This window comes from Streptomyces sp. NPDC048424, assembly GCF_040651555.1.
GTDB lineage: Bacteria > Actinomycetota > Actinomycetes > Streptomycetales > Streptomycetaceae > Streptomyces.
In genome coordinates this window covers 21843-35641 of sequence record NZ_JBEZKE010000013.1, presented here as the reverse complement: position 1 = coordinate 35641, position 13799 = coordinate 21843, and the positions used below count along the sequence as shown (strand labels likewise).

General features: G+C 72.7%; 17 protein-coding genes. 9 read left to right on the top strand and 8 right to left on the bottom strand.

Annotated elements, in window-relative coordinates:
- Positions 1-75: 75 nt before the first annotated feature.
- Positions 76-861: a glucose 1-dehydrogenase gene (locus tag AB0D29_RS19880; RefSeq protein ID WP_362855962.1), complete on the bottom strand. Its 786-nt coding sequence runs from the start codon at positions 859-861 to the stop codon at positions 76-78.
- 25 nt (positions 862-886) lie between these two features.
- Positions 887-1834: an LLM class F420-dependent oxidoreductase gene (locus tag AB0D29_RS19875; protein ID WP_362855735.1), complete on the bottom strand. Its 948-nt coding sequence runs from the start codon at positions 1832-1834 to the stop codon at positions 887-889.
- A gap of 170 nt (positions 1835-2004) precedes the next feature.
- Between AB0D29_RS19875 and AB0D29_RS19870 the strand changes: the two genes are divergently transcribed.
- The 3 genes from AB0D29_RS19870 to AB0D29_RS19860 all read left to right on the top strand — a co-directional run bounded on the left by AB0D29_RS19870 (position 2005) and on the right by AB0D29_RS19860 (position 3325).
- On the top strand, positions 2005-2262 hold the full coding sequence (locus AB0D29_RS19870; RefSeq protein ID WP_362855733.1) for a hypothetical protein: 258 nt from the start codon (positions 2005-2007) through the stop codon (positions 2260-2262).
- Positions 2259-2636, top strand: a complete 378-nt coding sequence (locus AB0D29_RS19865; protein ID WP_362855731.1) for a hypothetical protein — start codon at positions 2259-2261, stop codon at positions 2634-2636. Before AB0D29_RS19870 ends, AB0D29_RS19865 begins: the two co-directional genes overlap by 4 nt.
- A gap of 65 nt (positions 2637-2701) precedes the next feature.
- Positions 2702-3325 carry a hypothetical protein gene (locus tag AB0D29_RS19860; RefSeq protein WP_362855960.1) on the top strand — a complete coding sequence of 208 codons (624 nt, stop codon included), beginning with the start codon at positions 2702-2704 and terminating at the stop codon, positions 3323-3325.
- Here AB0D29_RS19860 and AB0D29_RS19855 read toward each other — a convergent pair.
- From AB0D29_RS19855 to AB0D29_RS19845, 3 genes are read right to left on the bottom strand one after another with little or no spacing between them, the layout of a single operon-like run.
- Positions 3297-4094, bottom strand: coding sequence for a L,D-transpeptidase family protein (locus AB0D29_RS19855; protein WP_362855729.1), 798 nt, complete (start codon positions 4092-4094; stop codon positions 3297-3299). The two genes, AB0D29_RS19860 and AB0D29_RS19855, sit on opposite strands and share 29 nt — an antisense overlap.
- A gap of 26 nt (positions 4095-4120) precedes the next feature.
- The gene (locus AB0D29_RS19850) at positions 4121-5452 is read right to left on the bottom strand and encodes an ATP-binding protein (RefSeq protein WP_362855728.1); all 1332 of its coding nucleotides are present in this window, start codon (positions 5450-5452) and stop codon (positions 4121-4123) included.
- A complete protein-coding gene (locus AB0D29_RS19845; protein WP_362855726.1) occupies positions 5449-6111 on the bottom strand; it encodes a response regulator transcription factor in 663 nt (220 codons plus the stop codon). Before AB0D29_RS19845 ends, AB0D29_RS19850 begins: the two co-directional genes overlap by 4 nt.
- A gap of 90 nt (positions 6112-6201) precedes the next feature.
- Between AB0D29_RS19845 and AB0D29_RS19840 the strand changes: the two genes are divergently transcribed.
- The 5 genes from AB0D29_RS19840 (at position 6202) to AB0D29_RS19820 (ending at position 10364) form a co-directional block, all read left to right on the top strand.
- The gene (locus tag AB0D29_RS19840; RefSeq protein WP_362855725.1) at positions 6202-6693 is read left to right on the top strand and encodes a hypothetical protein; all 492 of its coding nucleotides are present in this window, start codon (positions 6202-6204) and stop codon (positions 6691-6693) included.
- Positions 6690-7793 carry a peptidoglycan-binding protein gene (locus tag AB0D29_RS19835; protein ID WP_362855723.1) on the top strand — a complete coding sequence of 368 codons (1104 nt, stop codon included), beginning with the start codon at positions 6690-6692 and terminating at the stop codon, positions 7791-7793. The genes AB0D29_RS19840 and AB0D29_RS19835 overlap by 4 nt, the downstream gene beginning before the upstream one ends.
- 32 nt (positions 7794-7825) lie before the next feature.
- The gene (locus tag AB0D29_RS19830; protein WP_362855721.1) at positions 7826-8527 is read left to right on the top strand and encodes an ABC transporter ATP-binding protein; all 702 of its coding nucleotides are present in this window, start codon (positions 7826-7828) and stop codon (positions 8525-8527) included.
- 89 nt (positions 8528-8616) lie between these two features.
- Positions 8617-9801 carry an ABC transporter permease gene (locus AB0D29_RS19825; protein ID WP_362855959.1) on the top strand — a complete coding sequence of 395 codons (1185 nt, stop codon included), beginning with the start codon at positions 8617-8619 and terminating at the stop codon, positions 9799-9801.
- A gap of 119 nt (positions 9802-9920) precedes the next feature.
- Entirely contained in the window at positions 9921-10364 is a 444-nt protein-coding gene (locus AB0D29_RS19820; RefSeq protein ID WP_362855719.1) for an NUDIX domain-containing protein, read from the top strand.
- 35 nt (positions 10365-10399) lie between these two features.
- Here AB0D29_RS19820 and AB0D29_RS19815 read toward each other — a convergent pair whose 3' ends face one another.
- From AB0D29_RS19815 to AB0D29_RS19805, 3 genes are all read right to left on the bottom strand, one after another.
- Positions 10400-10786, bottom strand: a complete 387-nt coding sequence (locus AB0D29_RS19815; protein ID WP_362855718.1) for a hypothetical protein — start codon at positions 10784-10786, stop codon at positions 10400-10402.
- A gap of 23 nt (positions 10787-10809) precedes the next feature.
- A complete protein-coding gene (locus AB0D29_RS19810; RefSeq protein ID WP_362855717.1) occupies positions 10810-11667 on the bottom strand; it encodes a trypsin-like serine protease in 858 nt (285 codons plus the stop codon).
- Between the two features lie 69 nt (positions 11668-11736).
- Complete coding sequence (locus tag AB0D29_RS19805; RefSeq protein WP_362855715.1) at positions 11737-12228, bottom strand: GNAT family N-acetyltransferase; 492 nt, start codon at positions 12226-12228, stop codon at positions 11737-11739.
- Positions 12229-12345: 117 nt separating this feature from the next.
- On the opposite strand from AB0D29_RS19805, the gene AB0D29_RS19800 reads away from it, so the two are divergent.
- Positions 12346-13683: an RICIN domain-containing protein gene (locus tag AB0D29_RS19800; protein ID WP_362855714.1), complete on the top strand. Its 1338-nt coding sequence runs from the start codon at positions 12346-12348 to the stop codon at positions 13681-13683.
- Positions 13684-13799: the final 116 nt, after the last annotated feature.

Below are 13799 nucleotides of genomic sequence, written 5' to 3'. Positions count from 1 at the left end.
TCGATGTCTCGACTGTTCCATCGCGGGGGCGGGAGCGTCAATACCTGACGCTCCATCAGATATGCCGGCGGACCGCTACAGGATGCTGACGCCCGCCATCCAGCCGCCGTCGATGACGAACGGCTGGCCGGTGATGTACGAGGAGTCCTCGCCGGTCAGGAAGAGCGCCAGCTTGGCGATCTCCTCCGGCTGCCCCACCCGCCCCATCGGGACCACCCGCTTGTAGAGCTCCGCCATGGCGTCCCTGGCCTCGTCGGTCATGTTCGCCGGGTCCAGCAGCCCCGGATTGGCCATCGGGGTGTCCACGGCGCCGGGGCACATCGCGTTGACCCGGATCCCCTTGGCCGCCAGCTCCAGCGCCGCCACCCGCGTGAGGCCGAGGATGGCCGCCTTGGTGGCGGCGTAGGTGCCGACGTACGCCATGCCCGTCAGGCCGGTGTACGAGGAGGTGTTGACGATGGTGCCGCCGCCGGCCGCCTCGATCTCGGGGGCCACGGTCTTGATGCCGAGGAAGGCGCCGACCTGGTTGACCTGGACCACCTGCTGGAACTCCTCCAGCGGGGTCGCGGTCAGCTCGTTGAAGCGCAGGATGCCCGCGTTGTTGACCAGGCCGTCGATCCCGCCGAAGGCCTCCTTCGCCGTGGCGACCGCGGCCGCCCAGTCCTCCTCGCGGCTCACGTCCATCCGTACGTACCGGGCCCGGTCCTCGCCGATGTCCTTGGCCACCGCCGCGCCCTGCTCGTCCAGCACGTCACCGAGGAGCACCCTGGCGCCCTCGGCGGCGAACAGCCGGGCCTCCTGCTCGCCCTGGCCGCGTGCCGCGCCGGTGATGATGACGACGCGCCCGTCCAGCTTGCCCATGGTCATGCTCCCTGATCGTCTCGGCCTAGTCGTTGAGGAGGGGGCCGACCTCGGCCCCGAAAGCGGTGATCTGGTCCGTCAGTTCGGCGCGGTCGCGGCTGCGGAAGCGGACCTGGATCTGGTCCACGCCGAGCGCCTTGTACTCCCGCAGGGACTCCGCGAGCGCCTCCGCCTTGCCGGTGAGGGTCCGGCGGCCGGTGTCCCAGCCGGGCTCGCCCACGTACAGCGCCTCGGTGATCGCGCCGATCTCGCAGGGGCCGGTGACCCCGGCCCCGGCGCGCAGCTCCCGGATGCGGGCGATCTGCGCCGGGAGCTTGTCGCGCGGGTCCCCCTGCGGGAGCCAGCCGTCCCCGCGGACCGCGGCTCGGCGGACGGCGGCGGGCGAGGATCCGCCGACCCAGACCGGGATCCGCTCCTGCGCGGGCCGGGGCAGCTGGCCGAGGTCCTTGAAGGAGAACCGCTCGCCCTCGAACTCCGGGTACTCCTCGGGCCCCAGCGCCGCCCGCAGCGCGTCCAGGGTCTCGTCGAGGACGGCCCCGCGGCGGGCGAAGTCCACGCCGAGGACCTCGAACTCCTCCTGGACGTGCCCCGCGCCGACGCCGAGGATCAGCCGGCCGCCGGAGAGGTGGTCGAGCGTGGCGTACTGCTTGGCGCTGATCAGCGGGTGGCGCAGGCCGAGGATCGCCACGTGGCTCAGCAGCCGCACGCGCTCGGTGATGCCGGCGAGGAAGGACAGGGTGGCCACCGGGTCGTACCAGATGGTGCTCATGGGGCCGGCGAGCCGCCGCGGGATGGCCACGTGGTCGCAGGTGGCCACGTACCCGAAGCCGGACCGGTCGGCGGCCCGCGCGATCTCGGCGAGATCCGCAGCGGTGGCCGACGCCTCCCAGGGCTCGGCGTAGATGGTGCTCTGCGACTGGATCGGGAGCTGCATCCCGTAGACCAGCCGACCTTCCGGAAACACGCGCGCCATGGCGGGCCCGCCTCGCCTTCGTCTGCCGATTCGTCCTGTCGGTGCCGGGCCATCGTCGTAGCTGACGGCCCGTCAGACAAGAGGGAGGGCTCGATCCCGAAGGCCCGGCCCCGGAGATTGCGGGTACGGGTGCGTACCCGTACCCTCGTAGCACGGGAAGGAGCACGCTCATGGCCGACGCCAACATCCGCATCCCCGAGGAAGCCAAGGACAGACTCGCCGCCATAGCCGCCGCCGAGGGACTGTCGCTGCGCGCCTACCTGGCCCGTCTCGCGGAGACGCTGCTCACTCCGGCCGAGCGGGCCGAGCGCGCCGAGCGCGCCCGCGCCGCACTGCAGGACTGGAACGGCTATGCCCCGACCCCGTCCGAACAGCAGGACCTGGACACCGAGTTGGACCGGCGCCTGGCGGAGGCGAGGGACCGGTGACGGACACGCACATCGTGCTGGACGAGACGGCGATGCTGGCCGCCGGACAGGGCAACGTCCTCGCCTCCCGGCTCATCCACCGCGCGCACGCCGAGGCCGGCTGGTACCTCTACGCACCCTCCTGTGCGCTGGTCGAAGCGGACCGCACGCGGCCCGGCACGGCGGAGCACCTCGCCGCCCTGCCGGGCATCACCGTCCTCGATCTGGACCTGCCCGCCGCGCTGGCCCTCGCACGCCGGGAGACCTGGGCCGCGGCGCACACCCAGTACGCGGCCCAGCCCACGCCCGAGCGCCCCGACGGAGCGATCGTCGCCACCACCCTCGCCAAGCGGTGGGAGGGCGAACCGGTGCGCGTCCTGGACCTCGGCGTCTGACCGGCGCTCCGGCCAGAACCCTTCCCGACCCGTACGAGACGCCCTAAGGTGCGCGGGTGGATCTGATGCTCACGCTGGTCAGCGGGATCGCCTGGACGGTCGTGTACGTGGAGGCGATCCGCGTCGGGCTGCGGGACCGGACGTACGCGATGCCCGTCGCCGCGCTCGCGCTGAACTTCGCCTGGGAGGCGACCTACGCCGTCCACGAGGTCACGGCCGGCGTCTCCGCGCAGGGCGTGGTGAACGTGGTGTGGGCGGCGGCCGACGTGGTGATCGTCTACACCTACCTGCGGTTCGGCCGGGCCGAGCTGCCGGACTTCGTGACCCGCCCGCTCTTCGCCGCCTGGTCCGTCCTGGTGTTCGGTACCGGCTTCGCCGTGCAGTGGCTGTTCCTCGCGCACTTCGGGACGCACGACGCGACCCGGTACTCGGCCTTCCTGCAGAACCTGCTGATGTCCGGCCTGTTCATCGCCCTGTACGCCGCCCGGCGGGGGCCGCGCGGGCAGTCCCTGACCATCGCCGTCGCCAAGTGGCTGGGGACGCTGGCCCCGACCCTGCTGTTCGGGGTGGTGGAGGGCTCCCCGTTCATCCTCGGCCTGGGGATCCTGTGCAGCGTCTTCGACCTCGCCTACATCGGGCTGCTGCTGCTCCGCCCCGAGGTCAGAACCCTTCCGGCCCCATCACGATGACCGGCTTCGCCGCCGGGTCGAGGGTCTCCAGGACCTTCTTCATGGCCTCCTTCGGGATCCCGACGCAGCCCTGCGAGGGGCCGTCGTGGTCCACGTGGAGCCAGATGTTGCCGCCCTTCTCCTCGCCCTCCGGCATCACCGGGTCCAGCGGGGACTTGCCCGGCCTGCGGTTGAAGTCGATGGCGACGACGTAGTCGAAGGAACCCGCCAGCGACTCGCCGTTCACCCCGCGGCCCGAGGCGACGAAGCCCCGGTCCTTGTCGTACGGGAGCCGGGTGCCCGGCGGCTTCGGGAGCAGGCCGCCCGCGTCGGTGAGCGCGAAGACGCCCATCGGGGAGGTCAGGTCCCCGTACGTGCGCTCCGTGGACCAGCCCTTGGCCCCGTTGCGCGCCGGCCAGCTCTCGGCCCGCACCCAGTCGACGTCGGCGGCCGGGCGGGTGTAGAGCGCGGCGGTGGACTCCGAGGAGTCGCCGGCCTTGCCGGTGACCAGGATGAGCTGGCGGGAATCGGCCGGGATCCGTTCGCGGGTCTGCTCGCTGATGCCGGTCAGGCCCTGCAGGGGGGACCGCCGGACGTCACGGGCGGCGCGGTCCGCCGCCTGCGGGCGGGCGTCCGCGCGCGCCTGCGGCGCCGCGTCGGCCGTCTTGTCCGGGTCCTGGGCGACGTACACCCAGCCAACCGCGATGGTCGCGAGGCCGAGCGTGGCGGCCAGGGCCACACGGCGGGGCGTACGGGGCGCTCGGGAGCGTGCTCGGGCGTGCTTGCTCATTGAACCGACCGTACATCAGGCGGTCTTCACAGGAGGTGCGCCCGCGGTGTGCGCGTCCCGCCGGGCACGGGGAACAGGACACGGACCGTCAGACCTCCTTCCGGTTCCGGATTGGCCTCGGCCGCCAGCTGCGCCCCGTGCGCCCGCGCGATCGACGCCACGATCGAGAGACCCAAACCGGCGCCCTCACCTGCGGTGTGCTGCCGTTCGGCGCGCCGCCGGAAGGGCTCCAGGAGCCCGGGCACGTCCGCCGGATCGATCACGGGACCGGTGTTCGACACCGTCAGTTCCCCTTCCGCGGAGGTCGCCACGGCGATCCGGCCCCCGGCGCGGTTGTGACGTACCGCATTGATCAGCAGGTTGCGCAGGAGGTGGCCGAGGAGCGCGCGGTCGCCCGTCACGGTCAGCGGCGCGAGGGTCCGTACGACGGTCAGCCCCTGCTGCGGGCAGGCCGCCAGCTCGGCCGCCGCGAGCGCCGCCAGGTCCACCGGCCCGGTCGCCTCCAGCCCCTGTTCCGATACGGCGAGCAGCAGCAGGGACTCGATGAGGTGCTCGCTGGAGTCCGCGACGCCGATGAGCTTCGCCCGGATCCGGGCGACCTTCTCCGGCGACGGGTCGCCGGCCAGCCCGATCTCGGCGGCCGCCCGCTGCACCGCCAGCGGGGTGCGCAGTTCGTGCGCCGCGTTGGCGGCGAACCGCCGCTGGGCGGAGACCAGGTGCTCCATCCGGCCCAGCATCGCGTCGAAGGTGTCGGCCAGCTCCTTGAGCTCGCCGGGCGGGGCGTCGAGGGAGATCCGCTCGTCGAGGTTCTCGCCGGACAGGCGGCGCGCGGTCTCGGTGATCACCCCGACGGGGCGCAGCACCCGGCCCGCCATCCACCAGGCGAGCCAGATCGACAGCACGGCGAAGACGGCCAGGGCGAGGAGGGAGTACATGAGCAGCCGGTGCCGGGTGGCGTCGGTGACCGCGTCCGAGAGGTTCTGGGTGAAGGCGTAGCCCTTGAGCTCCTCGGGGGTGGGCGGCTCGCCCGAGGGCCGCCGCCGCGCCGGTTCCCAGCTGCGGCCCGTGTCGGCCCGGGGGCCGGGCGAGGCGGTACCGGGCGGCGGGAGGAAGGGCGTGGCACCGGGCGTGACGCCGGGCGAGGGGAGGACGTAGGCGGGGCTGACCGTGCGGACGGCCCCGCTGACGCTCGCGTAGAGGCCCTGGCCGACCAGGACGTAGACCAGCGCCACCAGTCCGCCGCCCGCGAGGAGCAGCAGCGCGCCGTAGAGCGCGGTGAGGCGGCCGCGCTCGGTGCGCAGGACCCTGCCGAACGGGCGACGGGGCGAGGAGCGGCGCGACATCGGGCGGCGCGTCACGACGCGGCGATCCGGTAGCCCGCGCCCGGCACGGTCTCGATCAGCGGCGGCTCGCCCAGCTTGGCGCGGAGCTTGCTGAGGGTGACGCGGACGGCGTTGGTGGAGTAGCTGGTGTCCTCCTCCCACACCTGCTCGATCAGGTCGTCGTTGCTGACGACGGCGCCCTCGGCACGCAGCAGGGCCTCCAGCACCGCGAACTCCTTGCGGGACAGCGCGAGCCGGTGCCCGTCGCGGGTGGCACTGCGCCTGGCGGTGTCGACGGCGATCCCGGCGCGCTCCAGTACGGGCGGCAGCGCCGGACGGGCCCGCCGGCCGAGGGCCAGCACGCGGGCGAGGAGCTCGTCGTAGGCGAAGGGTTTGGTGAGGTAGTCGTCGGCGCCCAGGCCGAGGCCCTCCACGCGGTCCCGTACGGTCCCGGAGGCGGTCAGCATCAGGACGCGGGTCAGCAGCCGCTCGCGCACCACCTGCCGGCAGACCTCGTCGCCGTGCAGGCCGGGCAGGTCGCGGTCCAGGACCATGACGTCGTACTCGCCCAGGCGCAGGCGCCGCAGGGCCTCCAGGCCGTCGCTCGCCTCGTCGACGGCGAGCGCGTCGCGGCGCAGCCCCTCGGCGATCATCTCCCGGAGGAATTCCTCGTCCTCCACCACCAGTACGCGCATGGCGTCCTCTTTACCGGAGATCCGTATTTCGCCGTCGTAAGCAGGGTGCGAGAGGGAAGCGAAAGGCCCTTTCACCGCAGGATCGGGCCCATGAAGCGATCCCTGATCATGAGCACGGCCGCGGTCGTCACCGGGCTGACCCTGTTCGCCACCGCCTGCGCGAACGATTCCTCGGCGGGGAAGAAGGAAGCCTCCGGCGGCGGTGGCGGGAACAGCAGCGGGGCCGGCGCGGACGCCGACCGGGCCGTGAAGATGCGTCAGTGCCTGCGCGAACACGGCATAGACGTGCCCGACCCCGAGCCCGGCCAGGACCCGCGCGGGATGACCCTCGGCGGCGGCGCCGACCCGCAGAAGATGCAGGAGGCCATGAAGGCCTGCGGGATGGGCGGACCGGGGTCGGGCAAGGAGCCCACGCAGGAGGAGAAGGACCAGGAGCTCAAGTGGATCCGGTGCATGCGCGAGAACGGGGTCGCCCTCAAGGACCCCGAGTACAACGGCGGCATGAAAAGCGCCACCGAGATCCCCAAGGGTCAGGAGAAGGCCTTCGAGGAGGCCCAGAAGAAGTGCGAAACGGCCCGATGAGGAGGCGCGCCAAGTGGCTGCTGGGGTCGCTGGCCGCCGTCCTGGCCCTCTCGGGCGGCGGCTACGCCGTGATCGCCCAGCCGCAGCGCGGCGCCGGCGGGCAGGAGCAGCGCGCGGGCGGCGGCCTGCCGCCGGCCACCGCGCCGGTGCAGCGCGGCGACCTCAGCTCGGGCCTCCAGGTGGAGGGCACCCTCGGCTACGCGCAGGAGCGCAAGCTGAACGCGGGCGGCCCCGGCGTGCTGACGTGGGTCGCGCCCGAGGGCTCGGCGGTCGAGCGGGACGGGAGGCTGTACGAGGTCAACGGCAAGGCGGTGCGGCTCATGTACGGGTCCACGCCGATGTACCGGCCGCTGAAGAGCGGCGACAAGGGCGAGGACGTCAAGCAGCTCAAGCGGAACCTGCAGGCGCTGGGGTACGGGACCGGGCTCGACCCGGAGGACGCCACCTTCACGGCGGGCACGGCGACGGCGGTCAAGCGGTGGCAGAAGGCGCACAAGGCGGCGGAGACGGGCGAGGTCGGCAAGGAGGACATCGCCTTCGCCTCGGGGCCGCAGCGGGTGCGCAAGGCCGACGCGGCGGTCGGTGACGAGCCGGGGCCCGGCAAGCCGGTGCTGACGGTGACGGGCACCGAGCGGATCGTCCGCTTCCAGATCGACGCGGCGAAGGCGGCGGCGGCGAAGGCCGGCGACCCGGTGACCGTACGGCTGCCGGGCGGCACGAGCGCCACCGGAAAGATCGACTCGGTGGGCGGGACGGCCGCCCCGGACGACAAGAACGGCGGCGCGGGCGGCGGAGGTGGCGGAGGCGATCAGAAGGCCAAGGTCGAGGTGTCCGTCACCTTCGACAAGCCGGCCGAGGTCAACGCCCCCGACCAGTCCCCGGTGACGGTCGCCCTCACCGGCGAGACCCGCAAGGGCGTGCTCTCCGTACCGGTCAACGCACTGCTCGCGCTCGCGGGCGGCGGCTTCGGCGTCCAGGTCGTCGAGGACGGCAAGGCGCGCGAGGTCAAGGTCGAGCTGGGCATGTTCGGCAACGGCCGGGTCGAGGTGACCGGCGACGCCCTCAAGGAGGGCATGCAGGTGGGGATCCCGACGCTGTGACGGCCACGACGCCCATGAAGCCCATGAAGCCCATGAAGCCCACAGAGACGGTGGTGGAGCTGACCGGGGTCACCAAGGAGTACCCCGGCGGGGTCACCGCCCTGCGCGACGTCGACCTCACCGTCACCGCCGGCGAACTCCTCGCCATCGTCGGCCCGTCGGGCTCCGGGAAGTCCACCCTGCTGCACATCGTCGGCACCCTGGACCGCCCGACGTCGGGCGGCGTACGGATCGCCGGACACGACATCGCGGCCCTCTCGGACCGTTCGCTGTCGGCGCTGCGCTCACGGCACGTCGGCTTCGTCTTCCAGTCCTTCCACCTGGTGCCGGGCATCAGCGCCCGGGCCAACGTCGCCGAGGGGCTGCTCTACAGCGGCCTCTCGCGCGCCGAGCGCGGCCGCCGGGCGGCGCGGGCCCTGGAGCGGGTCGGCCTCGGGGACCGGATGGACCACAGGCCGCACGAACTGTCCGGCGGACAGAAGCAGCGCGTCGCCATCGCCCGGGCGGTGGCGGGCGCACCGGACCTGCTGCTGGCCGACGAGCCGACGGGCGCGCTGGACACGGCGTCCGGGGAGTCGGTGATGGAGCTGCTGCACGAGCTGAACCAGGACGGGGCCACCATCGCCGTGATCACCCACGACAACGAGATCGCGGCGAGCCTGCCGCGGCAGGTGCGGATCCGCGACGGACGGATCGTGGCGGACGTACGGAGCCGGGCGGAGGTGGTGGCGTGAGGGGCCGTACGAGGACACGTACGGGCGCGGACGCGGGCACGGGTTCTGGCACGGGTTCTGGCACGGGCGGGGGCCGGCGGGCGCGGAAGCTGACCCCGCCGAGGCTGTCCCCGCGGGACGTCCTGCACGTCGGGTCGGCGGGCCTGCGCTCGCGCCCGATGCGGGTGTTCCTGTCCGCGCTCGGCATCGCCATCGGCATCGCCACGATGATCGCGGTGGTCGGGATCTCCTCCTCCAGCCAGGCCAAGCTGCTGCGCGAACTCGACGCGCTCGGCACGAACATGCTGGTCGCGACGCCCGGCAAGGGGATGTTCAGCGGCCAGGACACCAAGCTGCCCAAGGACGCCCCCGGCATGGTCTCCCGGATCGAGGGCGTCGAGTCGGTGGGCACCACCGGTGACGTGGCCGAGTCCGTACGGCGCTCCGAGAACATCCCGAAGGAGGAGACGGGCGGGGTCGTGCTCAAGGCGGCCAAGGACGACCTGCTGGGCACCCTGCGCGCCGGGATGGGCAGCGGCACCTGGCTCAACGGGGCCACCGGCCGCTACCCCTCGGTGGTGCTCGGGCACGTGTCCGCGCGCCGACTCGGCATCACCGAGCCGGGCCAGCAGGTCTTCATCGGCGGCCGGTACTTCACGGTGATCGGCATCCTGGAGCCGATCCCGCTGGCCCCGGAGATCGAGCGCTCCGCGCTGATCGGCTGGGACGCGGCCGAGCGGCTGCTGGGCTTCGACGGCCATCCGACGGCGGTCTACGAACGGTCGGCGGACGAGCGGGTCGCGGCGGTCAGGAAGCTCATCGCCCAGACGGCCAACCCGCAGACGCCGAGCGCGGTCTCGGTCACCGATCCCTCGGCGGCGCTCCAGGCGAAGGCGGCCACGGAGGGCGCCTTCAGCACCCTGCTGCTGGGGCTGGGCGGGATCGCCCTGCTGGTGGGCGGGGTCGGCGTCGCCAACACCATGATCATCTCGGTGCTGGAGCGGCGCCACGAGATCGGCCTGCGCCGGTCCCTGGGCGGGACGAAGGGGCAGATCCGGATCCAGTTCGTGACGGAATCCCTGCTGCTGTCCGGGCTCGGCGGGCTGGCGGGCATCGTCCTGGGCGGCGCGGCCACGGCGGTCTACGCCCGCGCCGGCGACCTGCCCTGGGTGGTCCCCCTCTGGGCCGTGACCGGCGGCTTCGCCTGCACGCTGGCGATCGGCACCGTGGCCGGCCTCTACCCGGCGGTGCGCGCGGCCCGGCTGTCGCCGACGCTGGCGCTGGCGGCGGCGTAGGGCGGTCGGGCGGCCCGGGAGGGGCGGTGGCGACAGGGGGGCGGCGACAGGGGGGCGGGCGAAAGACCGGTGCCGACGAGCCCGTCCCCCTGAACCGATCACCGACGTACCCTGAGGTGATGAGGCGAACTCCACGTCACGCGGCGCGCGTTGTCATCCTGTCCCCGGCCGGATCCGTGTTCCTCTTCCGCGAGGACAACGTGGAGGTCGGCATCCACTGGCTGCCGCCCGGCGGCGGCATAGATCCCGGCGAGAGCCCCGAGGACTGCGTGCGGCGAGAGCTGCGCGAGGAGACCGGGTGGACCGACCTGGAGCCGGAACGGCTGCTGTGCACCTGGGAGCACGACTTCACCCACCAGGGCATCCCGGTCCGCCAGCACGAGCACATCTACCTCGCCCGCGGCCCCCACCGCGAACCGGTCCTGGAGTCCCCCGGCATCCACTGGCAGTGGCTCCCCGCGGACCGCCTGGCCACCCTGGGCGAACCCCTGTGGCCCCCGCGCCTCCCGGAACTCCTGACGAACGCCCCGGCGGAACCGGTCCACTTGGGGCTGCTGGCCTGACCGGCCGGGGCCCCCTCGGGTCAGCCGCCCTCGGGTCAGCCGGTGGCGACGATCCTGCGCAGGGACTCACGGGCGCCGGGGTGGTCGGAGGTCGCCTTCAACCAATCCATGTCGATGAAGAAGAGCAGTCGCTCCCGCAGCTCCCGGAGCGCCGTGTCCTTCGCCTCGGCCACGCGCCGCCGGCCCTCTTCGTCGTCGGTGGCAGCGTCGACGGCGTCACGGAGGGCCTTCACCCATGCGCTGACCTCCATCGCGTCCCCCATCCATTCGTGGGAGTTTCCGTGCGCGCGCACATTGATCAACTGCGATTCCCGCTGCTCCGTGAGCTCTCCCTCGAGAACCCAGGAAACAGCGACCGCCGCCGCCTCGTGGGCCAGCTCCGCGTCGCCCGGGCCTATGCCGATCGTCTCGTCCATGTCCATGTCCATGATCCTAAAGAGACGGCTCAGCGGGCTGCGGGGGTTTTCGCCGTGGCCTTGGCGTACAGGGAGGCGGCGTATTCGCCGAGGATCGTGCTGGTCGACACGTCGTCGGTGTCGCCGCCCGTGAGGATGCCGATGATCTTGCCGTCGCGGGCGATCCACGCGCTGCCGCTGGTGCCGCCGGGGAAGTCGGCGCAGTCGAAGCGCTGTTGGGTGGCGCTCTCCCGGACGCCGACCGCCGTGCAGGTGCGGGGGATCTTGCGGTCGGCGGGGTAGCCGGTGACGGTGACCTCCTCGCCCGCGCGCCCGCTGGTGTCGAGCACGGCCGCGCCGGTCACGTCCTCGATGGTGCGGCCCTTGACGTCGGGGGCGAGGCGGGCGAAGGCGAGGTCGTAGTCGTCGTCCGTACCTTCGGCCCAGCGGTCGTCCTCGAAGACCTCCTCGATCTTCCAGGTGCCGTACGGGGCCATGCCGTTCGCGTACGCAGGTGCGAAGACGGCGGTTCCGCCGCCCTGGTCGCCCTCGAGCAGGCAGTGCCCGGCGGTGATGATCATGTTGCGGCCGGGGCTGTGCACCACGGTGGCCGTACAGAAGTGGTCACTGTCCAGCCCGTCCGTGAACAGGGCCCCGGTGAAGGCCGCGGGACCACCGGGCGGAGGCGTGACGGCGGGCGGGAGGGTGGCTCCGGGCGGGGTCGAGAGCTGGGGCTTCGCCGCTTGCGATCGCGATGTGGCCGTCGGCGAGGCCGCCGGGCCGGCCTTCGCCCGCACGGGCGCGGCCCCCTCGGGCGGCGGCACCAGCTCGGCCACCGCGGCGGAAGCCCCCAGAGCCGCCACCGCACACAGCACCGCCGTCACGACGGTCCGCTTGTCCACCGGCATGATGATCCTTCCGATTTGCCCTGGCGAAGCATGCCTCGGGCGCAGGGCTGGGTGCAAGGGGCGGGCCGGTCAGGCGGGTGTGCGCAGGTCGCGCAGAAAGCGCAGGCCGGGGCGGCCGTCGAGGTCGATCTCGCCGTCGGGCAGGAAGCCCGTGCGGGCCAGTACGGCCCGGGAACCGGGGTTGTCGAGCGTCGTGACCGCCCGCAGCGCGGTCAGGCCGTACTCCGTGACCGCCAGCTCGCAGGCCTCGCGCACGGCCGCCGTGGCCACGCCCCGCCCGGCGGCCTTCTCCGCGATCCGGTACCCGAGCTCGGCCGAACCGTCCGCCACGTCGATGAGGTTGACCCGCCCGACCACCGCGCCGCCGTCCTCCACCAGCACGTGGAAGAGGCACAGCCCCGCCTCCTGCTCGGCCATCAGCGCCCGGTGCCGCTCGTCGAAGTGGGCGAAGTAGTGATCGCCCCGGTCCGGAACGGACGCCGCGAAGTAGGCCCGGTTCTCCCGCTCGAACGCGAGCAGGGCCGGGGCGTGGTCGAAGCTCAGCAGCTGGAGTCGCGGCACGTCCCGATGCTAGCCGGTCATCCAACTGTGCGGTTTGCACGGGCATTTGGCTCTTGATCTAATCGGCGTCGCTCCGATTCCTTGAGAGCCTTCAGAGAGGGCGACGAACACTTGCGATTGACAGGCAAGCACCGGATATCCATGGTCGCCTCGGCGGCCGCGGTCGCGATCGTGGGAAGTCTGCAGCTCTCCCCCACCGCATTCGGCACCGAGGACACCGGCGAGACCGCACCGTCCGTACCCTCCGCCCCCTCCGCCCCCCTCACGGCCGAGGCGCCCGATACCCACGCCGAGGACTCCGCCGTCGGCGCCTCCGACGGCACCGCCTTCAAGGACGGCGTCATGGCGCCGGGCGCGGACGCCCCGAAGCCCGCCACACGGTCGGCCGCGGCGGGCGCCGCGGCCGCCCCCGCACCGCCGTCGGGCGAAGGCTGGAAGCTGAGCGGCGCCACCAAGTGGCTGCAGACCGGCTACACGATCAAGTTCTACGACCAGAAGTCCGCCGACTGGCTGGGCCCGTACGTCCAGGCCTCCGCCGCGGACCTGCGCCGCGTCACGAACCTGCCGGTCACCGTCGACACCAAGCCCGTCGGCTGGGACTACGTCCGCCCCAAGGGCGAGGTCATCATCGGCGTCCTGCACCGCCCGTGCGTGCCTCCCGCCGGAGAGGGCAGCATGGGCAGCAAGGGCTGGAAGGTGGTCCGCGACGGCTCGGGCACCGCCAACCTCAGCTGCGGCTTCACCAGCTCTTCCGTGCCCGAGACCGTGACCAGCGGCGACGCCTACATCGACGACTCGTTCTTCACCCCGGCCGGCAAGCCGACCGCCGCCATGGGCGAGACGTACATGCGCAACCACGTCAGCCACGAGATCGGGCACACGCTGGGCCTGGCGCACGCCAACCGCAGCCTGAACAAGAGCGACTGCGTGAAGGGCACCGACTCGGGCCAGTTCCCGGTCATGTGCTCGCCCACCTACGCCTACCAGGACAAGCGCGCGGGCACCTACGTCCAGCAGTTCGACGTCCAGGGCCTGCGCCGCCTCGCGGCCGGCGCCGGAGCCGCGCTGTCCCCGCAGGGCCGGGTGACCGGAATCGGCGCCAAGTGCCTGGACGTCAAGGGCGGAAAGGCGGCCAACGGCACGCAGATCCAGCTCTACACGTGCAACGGCTCCGCCGCGCAGTCGTGGATCCTGGGCAAGGACGGCACGTTCCGCGCCTTCGGCAAGTGCCTGGACAACGCGCGCAACGCGAGCGCCGACGGCAACAAGATCAGCCTCTACGACTGCAACGGCTCGGCGGCCCAGCGCTGGTCCGTCAACGCCAAGGGCCAGATCGTCCACGTGGCCTCCGGCAAGGTCCTCGACGTGACAGGCGGCGCGACCGCCAACGGCACGGCGGTCCAGCTCTACACGGCGAACACGAACAAGCGGCAGATCTGGGTCACCCCGAAGTAGGCCCCCCGCCCGCGCGCCAGGCCGCCCCGTCTCCCCGACGCGGGCGGCCCGTCGCGGGAAAACAGATCGCGGGAAAACAGTCCGGGGAATAGGGCGGTTGCCCGATGCCCGGGGGC

Excerpts from the sequence above, each read along its gene's own strand:
- AB0D29_RS19880 (WP_362855962.1), bottom strand. The coding sequence starts at position 861 with ATGGGCAAGCTGGACGGGCGCGTCGTCATCATCACCGGCGCGGCACGC.
- AB0D29_RS19875 (WP_362855735.1), bottom strand. The coding sequence starts at position 1,834 with ATGGCGCGCGTGTTTCCGGAAGGTCGGCTGGTCTACGGGATGCAGCTC.
- AB0D29_RS19870 (WP_362855733.1), top strand. The coding sequence starts at position 2,005 with ATGGCCGACGCCAACATCCGCATCCCCGAGGAAGCCAAGGACAGACTC.
- AB0D29_RS19860 (WP_362855960.1), top strand. The coding sequence starts at position 2,702 with ATGCTCACGCTGGTCAGCGGGATCGCCTGGACGGTCGTGTACGTGGAG.
- AB0D29_RS19855 (WP_362855729.1), bottom strand. The coding sequence starts at position 4,094 with ATGAGCAAGCACGCCCGAGCACGCTCCCGAGCGCCCCGTACGCCCCGC.
- AB0D29_RS19845 (WP_362855726.1), bottom strand. The coding sequence starts at position 6,111 with ATGCGCGTACTGGTGGTGGAGGACGAGGAATTCCTCCGGGAGATGATC.
- AB0D29_RS19840 (WP_362855725.1), top strand. The coding sequence starts at position 6,202 with ATGAAGCGATCCCTGATCATGAGCACGGCCGCGGTCGTCACCGGGCTG.
- AB0D29_RS19835 (WP_362855723.1), top strand. The coding sequence starts at position 6,690 with ATGAGGAGGCGCGCCAAGTGGCTGCTGGGGTCGCTGGCCGCCGTCCTG.
- AB0D29_RS19830 (WP_362855721.1), top strand. The coding sequence starts at position 7,826 with ATGAAGCCCACAGAGACGGTGGTGGAGCTGACCGGGGTCACCAAGGAG.
- AB0D29_RS19820 (WP_362855719.1), top strand. The coding sequence starts at position 9,921 with ATGAGGCGAACTCCACGTCACGCGGCGCGCGTTGTCATCCTGTCCCCG.
- AB0D29_RS19815 (WP_362855718.1), bottom strand. The coding sequence starts at position 10,786 with ATGGACATGGACGAGACGATCGGCATAGGCCCGGGCGACGCGGAGCTG.
- AB0D29_RS19810 (WP_362855717.1), bottom strand. The coding sequence starts at position 11,667 with ATGCCGGTGGACAAGCGGACCGTCGTGACGGCGGTGCTGTGTGCGGTG.